The sequence below is a fragment of the Amphritea atlantica genome (genome assembly GCF_024347255.1).
GTDB classification, from domain to species: domain Bacteria; phylum Pseudomonadota; class Gammaproteobacteria; order Pseudomonadales; family Balneatricaceae; genus Amphritea; species Amphritea atlantica.
Genome location: NZ_AP025284.1, coordinates 609,660 through 622,703, shown reverse-complemented (window position 1 = coordinate 622,703; position 13,044 = coordinate 609,660). Strand labels below are relative to the sequence as shown.

Below are 13,044 nucleotides of genomic sequence, written 5' to 3'. Positions count from 1 at the left end.
ACGTTTTCACCCACGCCTCCAATTAACACAATGCACGGCTATCACAAACTAGCACTTCAGAAAGGTATTTCTGAACACCCGATAAAGTCTGGTTTTTATATCTGCATCTGAACAGCTGTTCCTGCTCTGGTTAAGTATCTGGATAACAGTCTCGATATTCACCTGATCACCCGAGACAGGATCGATGTACACCGGATAAACGATTAGTGTTATCGCCACCAGCTCGTCCAGGGTGAGATGACGTTGTCGCCGTTCTGAAGCCTCGGCGTCCTCGGTCAGTCCCCAGCCCGCATAAAAAGGCAAGCCGTATGTAAACACTTTCACATCTCGTAACAAGGCTTCAAACCCGGCCAGCGAGGTTATTGTGTGAACTTCATCAACACTGTCCAGCAAGTCTGCTATAGATGCATTTTTAAGCTCCAGATCATACAGGGATGCAGCCGCACTGGCCTTTAATTCGCCATAGCGACCACCGCTAATCACATCAGGGTGGGGCTTATAGATAATATATGCATCAGGATTGCGGTTACGCACCCTCTGCAGAAGCTCAAGATTGGTTTTGACAGAGGAAGAGCCCCGCAGGATTGAGGCATCAGTTTCAACCTGACCCGGCACCAAAATAATCTTCCGGGCTTCTGGAAGAGACAGCGTTAACGTATCGCCCACATTATATTTTGACAGTTTTAACTTAACGACCGCCTGACGTACCCGTTGTGCACGCTCTGTTAACGAACGGCTGACATCCATACTATTCAGCATATTCTCAAGATCACTGGGGGCAGATGAATCATAATAGATGCCCACCGAATCTAAAACGAGCGACAGGGGCTTCACTCTGTCGACCCCAAGCCCTGTTGACCTTACAAAGCCATCCTCCATCCGCCATAACTCTATACCCGCAGAAGTACAGATTCCTGACAACTCGGTGCTCAATGAGCTGGCCCATGCAAGCACCCGCGTAGATGGCGTTAAATGTTGCTTGACCGAACGCGCCCTGCGAATAAAAGCCGTGCGGGCAAATGTCCCGAGAAAGCGACCGACAAACCCTTTCTTCCACTGAGAAAATCCAACAGCAAGCCATTGGCCCCGATAGCGATCCCGCTGACGCTTCTGATCACTGAGTAAATAGATCGTATCTTCCAATTCACATCTTTGACCAGTATAGGGGTTTATATAACGTGGATAGAGCAGATAAGCCGCTGCAAAAACCTGTTCCAGACTCCGGCTCACGCCGCGCCGTTCGCAATGGAGAAAATCGTTGGTCAGCCCCCAGCCAGAATAAAAGGGCAAACCAAAACAACTCACCTGTTTGCCCGCTAACAGAGCCTCAAACCCCATCTGACTGGTAACAACATAAACATGCTCCACTGTATCTAACAACGCCCAGGGAGAGATATCCTCAGATAGAACCACACAATTTCGTGTCAGGGCGGCACTCAGCAGGTAACCCTTTTTTTTGCCCGCAATCACATCAGGGTGAACCTTTACACAGATCTCGGCTTCCGGGTGTTCTGCAATCGCAGTATCCAGCATGCGAATAAAGGTATCTGGATCGGCGCCCCCATAAACTACAGATGCATCGCCAACAGTCTGGTCAACCACTAAGACTCTTGTGTGTTGACCAGTGCGCTCGGGGAGAATATCCGGGGCATGATTATACTTTGATAACCGGTGATAACTGAGGAGATCGATACACCGTGCCGCACGCTGCAACAGACTCTCATCAAACTCGGTTGAGAGAATCAGTGTCTCCAGATCACTGGGGCGGCTGGAGTCATAATATATTCCACTATAATCAACGATTACGCTGTGAGCAGGGACGCGATCCACTCCCAGTTCAAGCGAACGGATAAAACCATCTTCCAGGCTGATATAGGGTAGTTTCTCCCTGCGGGCATGCCTGCGGGCCTGGGCAGAGGTGGGTTTCAGTCCCCATCCGGCAATATAATCACAGGCAGGTTTATTAAATGCTCCCACACGGACAACGTCAGCATCCAATATCTCAGACAGATAGGGAATTTTTAATATCTGGCCGGAAAAAACGCCCACACAGCTCATGTCTGCCCTAACCTGAAACAGTGAGATTTGGCCTCTGAATGTAGCGCTATGCGCTTAGCTTTGTTATCGATCAGATCCACTATTGCGCAGACCCACTCGGACTTATCCATTGCGATGGTCATTCCATTCGATTCGTGTTCGATATATGAGGTATATACCGGGTCATCTGCAAACACACCTGCGGCCCCAGCAGCGGTGATATCAAAATATTTTGTATGGGATCTCGCCCGATTAAACGGGGAGTCCAGCAGTGGAGCCAGGCCGATATCCCGCCCGCCCCGTAGGATTAACGCCTGATAGGAAGACCAGTTCATTGGCTGCAACACATTTACCCGGCTTAATCCCTTCAGCCATTTACGCACCTCAGTGTTGCCAATCACCTCAAAAACGGTATTTTCACGGAGCCTTAATACCTCCTCGATGACCGGCACTAACCAACGAATCTCTGCATTATGGGAGGATGAACCATGATAAAAGATCGTCAACGGCCCGGGCTTCTCAGGAAGAGGAACCGGTGCAACAAGAACAGGTTCAAACGCGCTATAAACCGATTGCAGGTAAGGTGTACTCACCCAGAAACAAGCATTGTGATTTTGCAACCAGTTTCGGGCCAGAAAAGCATAGCGGACCAGCTTAAACCGGTAGCGTAAAGGCAACCCTGACAGCGCGGCCGGATTCAGAAGATCATCGTCCATAAAGTAGATGATCTGATCAAAATGCTCTCGATGACGATCAATGAATAACTTCCAGCACCGGGGCACATAGCGAACAAAGACGACAATACTTTTGCCTGCGTCCCCTGCTGCGGGACAGCTGTCGAAGCCAAATCGTCTGATCTCATACCCCCGTCTTTTCAGCTCAGGTATCACAAAAAAATCTGATGAGGGATTTATCGACTCTTCAACTACAAAAGCGACTTTCTGATCGGGCTTCATCGCAACGAAAAGTCCTCATGAACCAGGGTCAGATTTGGATTGTAAGCTGGATCCTGATATAACTGTTCTCCCCACTGCTTTCGCATATATTCCGCTTCACGCTTTGCTCTTTTGCGTTTTTTTGCAGAGTCATCAGCACCGCGGGATACAGATTCATGATGGTAGAGTTCTGCATAAGGGGTCCAGATGTTTTTATAGCCAGCGGCTCTCACTTTCAGGCACAGATCAACATCATTAAAAGCAACAGCCAGATTAGCCTCGTTTAAGCCACCCACTTCTTCATAAACAGACCGGCGTATCAATAAACAAGCGCCAGTAACTGCTGATAATTCCTGCACCAGTCTCAATCTGGAAAAATACCCATGCTCATGACGTTCATAGTATTTATGGGAGTGACCAGCAACGCCGCCAATACCCAGAATGACGCCTGCATGCTGGATAGTTTCATTAGGGTAATACAGTTTTGCGCCAACACAGCCGACATCGGACCGGCAAACAAGGCTAACCATCTCGGTTAACCAGCCTGGATTGATCGGTTCAATATCATTATTCAGAAGCCCGATAACAGACCCGCGTGCTTTGGTTACGCCAAAATTGTTGATGGATGAATAGTTAAATGGATAGTCCCAGTTAACCACTGTAACCCGGGGATCCGTCGTGATCCGTTCTAAATATTCAAGCGTCTCTTCACAGCTACTCTGATTATTAAGAATGATTATTTCGAAGCTTTTATAATCCGTCAGCTGCAGAATAGCGTCTACACAGCAGCGCAATACCTCAACATTATCCCGGGTCGGTATCAATAAACTGACAAGAGGAGCGGGCTCAGGAACTGGCCAGCAAACCTTATAGGTATTGGGTACGATGCCCGGTTCAGCAGAGGCCCCCGGGTGATATTGTCTGCAATACTCAGAAACCGCTTTCAAACCTGCCTCACTGGTATAGTCTTTTTCATTAGCAGCAGAGGCAGTCGACCCCTCAATAGACCTCCAGTGATATAAAATGTGGGGGATATGGACGATTTCGTCCGGAGAGAGGTGCGCAATACACCGCAGCAGCAGATCATGATCCTGACTACCTTCAACCCCAGTCTTAAACCCACCGACACCTCTGACCAGGTCAGTATCCAACACAGACAGGTGGGCAATATAATTCTGCGCCAGCAGGAGATCGTAGTTCCATTCGGGTTTGAAATGGGGATCAAACCTGAAGCCATCTGCATCGATTTTATCTTCGTCACTATACAATAATCGCGCTGCAGAATTTTTATTGAGAGCATCGACGACCCGGCTCAGCGCAAATTCTGATAAACAGTCATCATGATCCAACAACGCAATATAACGGCCAGTTACCAACTCGAGCGCGCTATTGCTTGCAGCAGATATATGGCCATTTTCCTCTCTATAACATACCGTTATGCGATTATCCTTAGCCGCATAGCTATCAAGAACCTGCCGGACATGGCTCTTGTCGGAGCCATCATCCGCAATACATAGCTGCCAGTTCTGGTATCGCTGTGTAATAACAGAATCAAGGCACTCCCTTAAGAAAATTTCAGGCGTGTTATAAACCGGAAGCAGAATAGAGATCAGCGGTCCAGATTGCGACTGTTGGCTGAGCAGAGCAAACTGCTGATGATGGTTCTGCTCTTCACACTCTATCCAATCCTGGTAACCCCGACGAGTGGGTCGCTTTATAAATGTTTGATTATATAATTGCAGAGCATGATCCCGTACCGGACATCCTTTCTCTTTAGCGCTGGCTTTTATCTCCCGGCGTACGCACTTCAGATCCTGCTCACGAAATCGGTAGTGCATGTTAATAAGACGGTGCAACAAACGCTCTTCGGCAAAGGCAGAAGTGAGCCAGATAAGTCTGGCGTGTCGAATATTAAACTCGCCTTCAGATTCAAGAGGATCTAAACGTATTTTTTTTACACCGAAAGGCAAAAAAACTAACCTTTTTGAGACCCTTCCATTCTTAATCGGAAGCGAATATACATGCTCTTCAGAGAAACCTTTACCACAATCAAGATAGAGTTTCGTTACCACACTGGGCTGATTATGCTGTAGGGCAACCTCGAGCATAAACCATCCCCGCATCGGGAAGCGCAATTTAACAGAAAACTGGGGATCAGTATCTGTTGATTCCCATTCATATTCGCCGCTATCTGAGTTTAAATGTTTAATAGCCGACGCTGGACTAAGTCGCAAATCAAAACGAAATATACTTAAACTTTTAATGATACCCACCCAACCTATTCACACCTTACTTGCAGTCACGGAGACAGAACAATAAAAAATACCGCAAGACAAATATCAAAAGCGCAACATTACCTGACAACAAAAATCGATAAATATTAACTAATACTGCAAATATAAAAAAAATTCTAAATACTTATTGTGACTTTATTACCTGTTTTAAGCGTTCAACCTAACCCGACAAATGGACAACAAACTGAAGGAACGCTCTGTTAATACCCTGCCGTAACACATTACTATCTTTAAATCGCAGCTGACTCATATCGAAAGGGGGCTGATTTTCCATTTCAAAGAAAAAGTTATCAACACCGATCTGATTAAAATAGAAGGACAAGCTTCTGCCAATGAAGCCGGTAGATCCTAACAAGCATACTCTATTCATCTATACGCCTACGACCTTCAGTCACAACTCAAAATAGCGGGCATCCTTAAACAAGTCGCCAGCTGAATCTTTTTCAGAAAGAACAGGCCCGCTACCGGTCACGGGCCAGTCGATGCCCAAAGCAGGATCATTCCATAAGAGCGAGTACTCATCGCCAGGTGCATAGTAGTCAGTACACTTATATTGAAACTCTGCCTCCTCACTGGTGACATAAAAACCGTGAGCAAACCCAGGGGGGATCCATAACAACTGCTTATTTGTTTCACTCAGTGTCGCCGAAACCCACTTGCCGAATGTGGCTGACCCCTTGCGCATATCAACGGCAACATCATAAACCTCACCACGGGTAACGCGGACTAATTTTCCCTGGGGATTTCGCAACTGATAGTGAAGCCCCCTCAAGATCCCGTTCAACGACTTGCTATGGTTGTCCTGAACGAATGTATACTCGCCACAATTAGCCTCGAACTCACTCTGCCGGTAGGTTTCAAGAAAAAAACCTCTTTCATCACCAAAGACCTGTGGGGTTAGTAATACGACATCCGGAATCGCCAATTTTTCGTATTTCATACTCAGTTTCATTCCTTAAAAGATCGCAAGACCAGTGACTTTCAGATGAAGATCTACAAAGCTAAAGTCCAGCCCATTGCCAGGCGCAGGCTGTGAGAGTTCACACACAGCCTGCCCTGCAAAACACAGCAACCAATACTAACATTGTTGGTACGCATTTGGCAGACGACAAGCTGCCTTACCAACAAGCATCAATCACACAGACAGTATCGCTGAAAACCAAGGAAATAAAACCGCACTACATAAAAGAGCATATTACTGTTTATTCTCTAAAATCTTCTCCAATCGATCTTTTATTTTAAAGATTCCGACACCATCCTTTCTGACATCTGCCGCCCGGCATATAACCTGATAAGCATCGTTATATTTAGCGTCACGTTCTAGAGAAACAGCAATTTCCCTTAATAAATCAGCCTCTTTAGATTTATCAGACAGAAGCACTTTCATTTGGCCTTCATTAAAAAAATGCCCTCGATAGTTTCCTTCATTAAACTCAACATCTAAAAGATCAGCGAGTTTAAGAATGGCATAATTTGCTGGGCCTTCAGCAAGCCTTTTGCCAACTCTATCTCTAACTTTCACTACTAACTCAGAGCAATCATTGAATGCTGTCTGTACGACATCACTAAGGCAACTATTTTTTATATACAGTTCTTCCCCGATATCATACTGATCGTTATAAGATAGAAAATCGCCAGCCACTCCCCCAAAAAAATTATCAATTAGATATTTATTAGATAACTTAAACTTTTCAATCAATGCAAAAAAAACATCCTCACCCAAGAGAAGTATAGGCTTTTCCGCTCCTTTATTATTTAGATCCGAATATTTTTGCAAACAGTTATCCACTCTTCTAAAAAAATCCGACTCATCTTTATCAAACAAACAATTAACTAGCCGTTTATACTCCAAAGCACCACTAGTATAGCTAACATTGATTCGTTTACTATGATACTTGAAAGACTTTCTTTGAAGTTTTGATACACCTAACAAATCAAGAAATGAAAATTCAATTTTACCTTCTGGAAAAAAACCTTCACCATAAGGTAATAAACAAACATTATCTTTACCAAAGCACTCTGCCCACAGGCTGAATATAAGCCCGGAATAACCATCACTTTCATTTACAAGGACATTCTTAGCAAAGCCTTTAAGGTCAATAGTAGCAAAATGCCTTTTTACTGCCTGATTATAATTAGAAATCAATAACTCTATAGGATCGCGGAAGTAGGCTACTATTCCAACTCGATAATTTTCCAATATCGACTTCAACATCCGAGGCTTTGAATAAAGAGATTCAGCAGAAATCAATAGCGTTTTATTTCTCTCTTTAGCCTGAACAACCCACTCATCGACAAAACGGGATGCAGAAATAAAATCTTTCTTAATCAGATTGACACCGACTACAGAGTGGCCCCCAGACACATTATTGTCGTCAACACCATGCTCAGGATAGTAATAACCGCAGGAAAGCAAAGCATCTCTATTATTAAGAAAAAATGCCTGTAGTGCTGAAGAGCCTGTCTTTGGGGCACCGATATGGATAACTATATCGTAATCAGAATAGCATAAGTTACTCCCCCTAAGTCGGGGCTTGGAAAAGGTCCTCCCTTCCTTATACTTATCAAATATTTTTCGAATCATAAAAATCTCTACCAAAAACAGAAAACAACACCACGAAAAACCATTACTTGACGTATAAAAGCTTACTTTTAAACACACCAGCACTCTAAGATTAGCTACACCTATTCATAGCCTGAAACCTAAATACAAAAAACATCAGAACTCTCCTTCCTTACAAAGTTTAAGCATATCGGTTACAACCTCAAAAAACGAAATCCTTAACAACACGAGCACTTGAAATACTATTTTTTGCATATGAATCACACAATCATTATTTCCTTAAAAGATCGCATGATCAGTGACTTTCAGATCATGATCTACAAAGCTAAAGACCAGCCCATTGCCAGTCGCAGGCTAAGAGAGTTCACACACAGCCTCCCCTGCAAAACACAGCAACCAATACTAACATTGTTGGTTGCTGTTTGGCAGGAAATTGCTACCCGTCATAAGGTAATTATGAGGCTAATTCAGCTTTACCAGCAAGTTGATACGATCACCGTTAACAGGCCGTAACACGCTAATTCAAAACTGATTCAGAGTCTTTTTCAAAGCAATAAATCCTATAGCGTTATGTTTCGTAGCACAGAAATGCTAAATAACCGGTACCGATTCAAAGACTGCCTCACTTAACCGACCAGCAATTACCACTGACACATTCAATGAAGCCGTGGCATGATGGACAAAAGACTGGGTAGGCGATCCTGTTCTGCCCTGATGCGGCCATTTCGTCAACAGGATCAGCTTGTCCATCCAGACCTGGAACTGCTCCTTTTTAGTTCGACGTCGCCTATGACTGAAATCTCTGCGCGTACAGGAAAGATGCCAATCCAGCTGTACGTCCTCAACCATCCATTGCGCAGATTAACTAATGCAACAGACTTGATCACACTTACCCCAACGTCACACAGAACACGTAAAGCTTTGGCATAAGACCGCTTTAATCAGTATCATATTGCAACATCCAAACTATTTATTTGTACATTTTAGTTAAAACAACCAATACCAAACATAAAGTATGATTTATCAAACATCATGAATATTATCATTATTGGCACATCAAACTCTGTAATGACTGAGTCTTACGTTTCAGCTTTAAAAATCTATCATCAAGTTTCAAACATATCCTGCGGGCGCGTTCCATTCTTTTACCACATAAAAACTATCAAGCAAAACATAGAACTAATTGAGAAATCAGATCTTCTTATCATTGACCACTACATCAACGACATAAATTATTACCATCCTCGACTAGGAGATTTCTACTTAGAAGAGTGCAAAGACTTTTACAGACTGCTTAGCTCATTAAACACCAACATTTTAAATATACTATTTCCCATAAGAAAAAAACTAAACTCTCAGGAGTCAGACTATTACAATTTCGTAAAAAACCTTTCAAAAACAAACAAAATACCTTTACTTGACCTGAATAAATTCGCATTTAAAACTGAAAATTACGGGGATGACATTCACTTGAATAGAAAAACTTCATTTACAGTAGGGGTATCACTTGCTAATAACTTGAGAACACTTACCGAAAAACCCGTACACGGGGGGTCTATAAAAAAAGATCCATATATTATATTTGACAGCCATGACATTGCAGAAACTAACAACTACCAAAAATATGATTTCAAAAACTCACTTATAGATATTACTTTTTCCAGGTGTACAGACCAGATACATCTAAACAACAGAGTGCCGTGCAAACTATTATCAATAGGATATTTCTTAGCCCCTTCAAGAAAAGAAGAGCAAGGTATAAGCGTCCTGAATAAACGCTTTTCATTCTCAGGAAACTTGTACTTACACGAAGCTATTGACTCTTTCCCATCATTTCCGGGTGATATTAGAATCACCGTTCTGAATGGAAACTATTCAAATACTCCTTCCTTTATGGGAAGAGAGATAGTTGACGGACCTTTTAAAGACGCTGATATCGTTGAGCTTTTAGCTAAATCAGAGATTGACCTAGAAGTAAATCCAGCAAACAGAAGTTACTATGACTTTGAACTACCAGACCTAAACGAGCTTCTATTAAAGTTTGAAGAAAGTTTAACTGAAAATAAATCCATCGCTATATCCTCAGAACTGGTAGATATTTTGCGAGACCTGGCTATTGGCATAGAGCGCTTAAACCTAGACAAAGCATACGAGTTGATGAAACTGGTAAAACACTTCCGCCCAGATGGGGTTACCATAAACAGTAAAATCAAAAACTACGAAAGCAAATTAAAAAACCATTAAACTGCAACCAATAAGTAAAGCTTGACTCTTCGAGCATATTTATTAAAATACAGAATTTACTTTTTAATAATACAAAAAACACTACATTAAAAGACGTAATACAACTATCGCCCCTGTAGGAAGCGTAAAGGATAGAAAATGATTAGAGTAGGATTCATAGGTTCTCCACGGGGGGTTGTACCTGAAAGTTTTTGTAACAGCTCTGAATATTTAATGCAGCATTCGGGTCAGAATTTGGGGAATTTAGCTTTTTGGTTGGGGTTCACCCGTTTAGTTGGAGGAAATGTTTTACAAGTCAGATGGAATGACAACCCCGAAGCGTTAAAAAATAGAATTGATGTGCTCGTCATTGCTGCTGCAAACTTTCTTATGGAGTCAAATGATCTCAGCATATTAAGGGATCTAGTAGAAACACTTAATAAACCCGTATTAATATCTGGCCTGGGCGCACAATCAGAGGATGAATCAAAAATACCAGATTTGCAGGAAGGTACGATAGGCTTCTTGAAAGCCGTCGCTTCCAGATGTGAAAACATTGGTGTAAGAGGAGACTTTTCAAAGAAAGTTTGTGAACATTATGATGTAAAAAACATCACCAATCTTGGCTGTCCATCCATATTAATCAACAACAATCAAAACCTTGGAAAAGAAATCAGCCTAAGATGGAATGCAGATCTGACACATCTATCATCAGCTTCAGCATCTATAAAAGAAAACCTAAGAAGAACGGAGTCAAAATTATTTAAATTAATAGACAAAACAAATGGAAAATATATAATACAAAGACCCGCAGCCCTTCTAAAAGTTATTCGCCATGAAAGTCTAAATAAAACAGACTTGGAATACATAGAAAAGTTTCGTAAATTTATTGACCCAGAGATGACAACAAGTTATTTCTACAACTTCCTACGAAAAAATTCCATTTACTTTACTACAGCCCACTCATGGTTAGAATATTTAAAATGTACAAGCCATGCCGTCGGCACAAGGATACACGGTTCAATTTTACCTACTTCTGCGGGCATTCCTTCTATATGTATAACACATGATACGAGAACAAGAGAGTTGAGTAAGAGCGTTTTTATTCCTTCAATAACATCCACTGAGTTTTCACAGTTTGATGGCACTATCAATGATTTGTTCAGCACTATAACATTTGATGAGATAGGATTTTATGAGAGAAGACGTGAACTAGCTACTAATTATGAAAAAATGTTCAAAAGTGTTGGCATCAATATATCAGCACATCTAAAGTCATTTTTATAGATTTAGCGAAAACTTATAAGACATTACCCCTCCAAAATAAGCATTATTAAGTGACTGAGATTATGAATTTTCACATATTCGTTACTCTTCTGAGTAGCGCCTGCAAGAATTTAGGATTATCCAATCTACATTACCTGGATTTATAAAGCGTTATTCAATGATATTAAAATCATTGGATTTAGAGGCTTCCCCCTCATCCACCCTACTAATCTACTTATTAGTAGTTACTTAAGTTGTGTTAATCTACTCCTATTGAGAAGTATCTTACAACTAACATTTTGCCTAAAATAAAGCTATAATTTGCTCATCCCTTGTACAGAGCGCCTAGTCAGTCATTCACAAACTCTATATTTCAACAAAGTCGTGTTAACATTCTTAGGTATGTAATCACTCGATACACGCTAGAAAACGAAAAAATAGTATTAACATGAAAAAACGTAGAATATACCTCCATATTGGTACAGAGAAAACTGGTACAACGTCTATTCAAGAATTTCTATACGAGAATAGAGAGGCGCTAATTCATAAGGGATACTATTTCATCCAGTCTGCAGGAGTTAGAAATAACCGAGCACTGCCCTCATATGCCATGAGAGATGACATAACAGATGATTTTTTTCAGGACCGAAATATAAATACTCCTGAAGAGAGAAAAAAATTTAGAGAATACACTAAGCAAAGCCTTGATCAAGAAATATCATCCCTACCAGACTCAATCCACTCTATAATAATATCAAGCGAACACTTCCACTCACGAAATACAACTTCATCGCAAATAAACATCATCAAAAACTTATTATCACCATATTACAGTGATATAAAGATAATTTGTTATATAAGAGAGCAGACTGAAACACTTTCATCTCTTTATTCTACATTGATAAAATCTGGAACAATATATGATTTCTCTTATCATTTGAAATTTTGCACACCCAGAAATTCATATTACAACTTCGAGACAATGCTAAAAAACTGGGTAGATAACTTTGGAGAAGATAAGCTATGCGTAAGAAGATTTGACAGAAAAACCTTTATAAACTGTGATTTGATAGACGACTTCCTTTCTTGTTTAGAGATAGAACCATCTGAAGATTTTTCACGCGTCAAAAAACCTCAGAACGAATCGTTAAATCCACTGGGACAAGTTATTGGGCTAACCATTAACCAAGCTTTTCCAAATCAGTTATCAGACAAAGCAATAATTAGCAAAAAGCGAAAGTTACTTTCTATAATTGACAAAAATTTCGCAGGAAAAGGTGTGTCTGTAACGCCAGAGCAATATTCTGAAATATTCGAAGCATTCAGAGAAACAAACAGAGAGGTAAATAGAAAGTATCTAAAATCAGACGGAGACTTATTCCCGTACAAAGAACCAATAAACAATCAGGTTAATATAGACCAAAACTCGATATTAAAATTAATTTTACAACTAATTAACTTCACTCCCCTACCTGGTAGCTTTGCAGATTTGTTCAGAGACGCTGCTTTACTATACGAATCTCAGGATTTGGAGAAAGCTTTTATTTTTATGGAGCTAGCTCAGAAAATACGCCCTGACGGAGTTGTTATAAACAAAAAACTTAACGAATACCGGGAGAAACTGAAATAAAGAAATATAATGTCTTTTAACAATACTAAGCTTATTTTCTCCATCAAGATCTGTAGTCGGCGCAGCCCCTTTCACTATTGATTATCCGCATCGGCG

8 protein-coding genes are annotated in these 13,044 nt (G+C 41.4%); 3 read left to right on the top strand and 5 right to left on the bottom strand.

What is annotated here, in order from left to right:
* Positions 1-48: 48 nt before the first annotated feature.
* The 5 genes from OCU43_RS02870 to OCU43_RS02850 all read right to left on the bottom strand — a co-directional run bounded on the left by OCU43_RS02870 (position 49) and on the right by OCU43_RS02850 (position 7,850).
* Positions 49-2,058 (bottom strand): capsule polysaccharide biogenesis protein, encoded by a 2,010-nt coding sequence (locus OCU43_RS02870; protein ID WP_091360531.1) that lies wholly within the window; start codon positions 2,056-2,058, stop codon positions 49-51.
* Positions 2,055-2,993: a glycosyltransferase family protein gene (locus tag OCU43_RS02865; protein ID WP_091360532.1), complete on the bottom strand. Its 939-nt coding sequence runs from the start codon at positions 2,991-2,993 to the stop codon at positions 2,055-2,057. The genes OCU43_RS02870 and OCU43_RS02865 overlap by 4 nt, the downstream gene beginning before the upstream one ends.
* Positions 2,990-5,245 carry a glycosyltransferase family 2 protein gene (locus tag OCU43_RS02860; protein ID WP_217647461.1) on the bottom strand — a complete coding sequence of 752 codons (2,256 nt, stop codon included), beginning with the start codon at positions 5,243-5,245 and terminating at the stop codon, positions 2,990-2,992. The genes OCU43_RS02865 and OCU43_RS02860 overlap by 4 nt, the downstream gene beginning before the upstream one ends.
* Before the next feature lie 412 nt (positions 5,246-5,657).
* Positions 5,658-6,206 (bottom strand): dTDP-4-dehydrorhamnose 3,5-epimerase, encoded by a 549-nt coding sequence (rfbC, locus tag OCU43_RS02855; protein WP_091360534.1) that lies wholly within the window; start codon positions 6,204-6,206, stop codon positions 5,658-5,660.
* A 255-nt stretch (positions 6,207-6,461) separates the two neighbouring features.
* Positions 6,462-7,850 (bottom strand): hypothetical protein, encoded by a 1,389-nt coding sequence (locus OCU43_RS02850; RefSeq protein WP_091360536.1) that lies wholly within the window; start codon positions 7,848-7,850, stop codon positions 6,462-6,464.
* 1,011 nt (positions 7,851-8,861) lie between these two features.
* On the opposite strand from OCU43_RS02850, the gene OCU43_RS02845 reads away from it, so the two are divergent.
* The 3 genes from OCU43_RS02845 (at position 8,862) to OCU43_RS02835 (ending at position 12,948) form a co-directional block, all read left to right on the top strand.
* Complete coding sequence (locus tag OCU43_RS02845; RefSeq protein WP_091360541.1) at positions 8,862-10,073, top strand: hypothetical protein; 1,212 nt, start codon at positions 8,862-8,864, stop codon at positions 10,071-10,073.
* A gap of 138 nt (positions 10,074-10,211) precedes the next feature.
* Entirely contained in the window at positions 10,212-11,339 is a 1,128-nt protein-coding gene (locus OCU43_RS02840; protein WP_091360543.1) for a polysaccharide pyruvyl transferase family protein, read from the top strand.
* Positions 11,340-11,766: 427 nt separating this feature from the next.
* Positions 11,767-12,948 carry a hypothetical protein gene (locus tag OCU43_RS02835; protein ID WP_139203209.1) on the top strand — a complete coding sequence of 394 codons (1,182 nt, stop codon included), beginning with the start codon at positions 11,767-11,769 and terminating at the stop codon, positions 12,946-12,948.
* The last annotated feature ends 96 nt before the right edge of the window (positions 12,949-13,044 follow it).

Coding starts and splice junctions, on each gene's coding strand:
- OCU43_RS02870 (WP_091360531.1), bottom strand. CDS start 2,058: ATGAGCTGTGTGGGCGTTTTTTCCGGCCAGATATTAAAAATTCCCTAT.
- rfbC (WP_091360534.1), bottom strand. CDS start 6,206: ATGAAATACGAAAAATTGGCGATTCCGGATGTCGTATTACTAACCCCA.
- OCU43_RS02850 (WP_091360536.1), bottom strand. CDS start 7,850: ATGATTCGAAAAATATTTGATAAGTATAAGGAAGGGAGGACCTTTTCC.
- OCU43_RS02845 (WP_091360541.1), top strand. CDS start 8,862: ATGAATATTATCATTATTGGCACATCAAACTCTGTAATGACTGAGTCT.
- OCU43_RS02835 (WP_139203209.1), top strand. CDS start 11,767: ATGAAAAAACGTAGAATATACCTCCATATTGGTACAGAGAAAACTGGT.
- OCU43_RS02865 (WP_091360532.1), bottom strand. CDS start 2,993: ATGAAGCCCGATCAGAAAGTCGCTTTTGTAGTTGAAGAGTCGATAAAT.
- OCU43_RS02840 (WP_091360543.1), top strand. CDS start 10,212: ATGATTAGAGTAGGATTCATAGGTTCTCCACGGGGGGTTGTACCTGAA.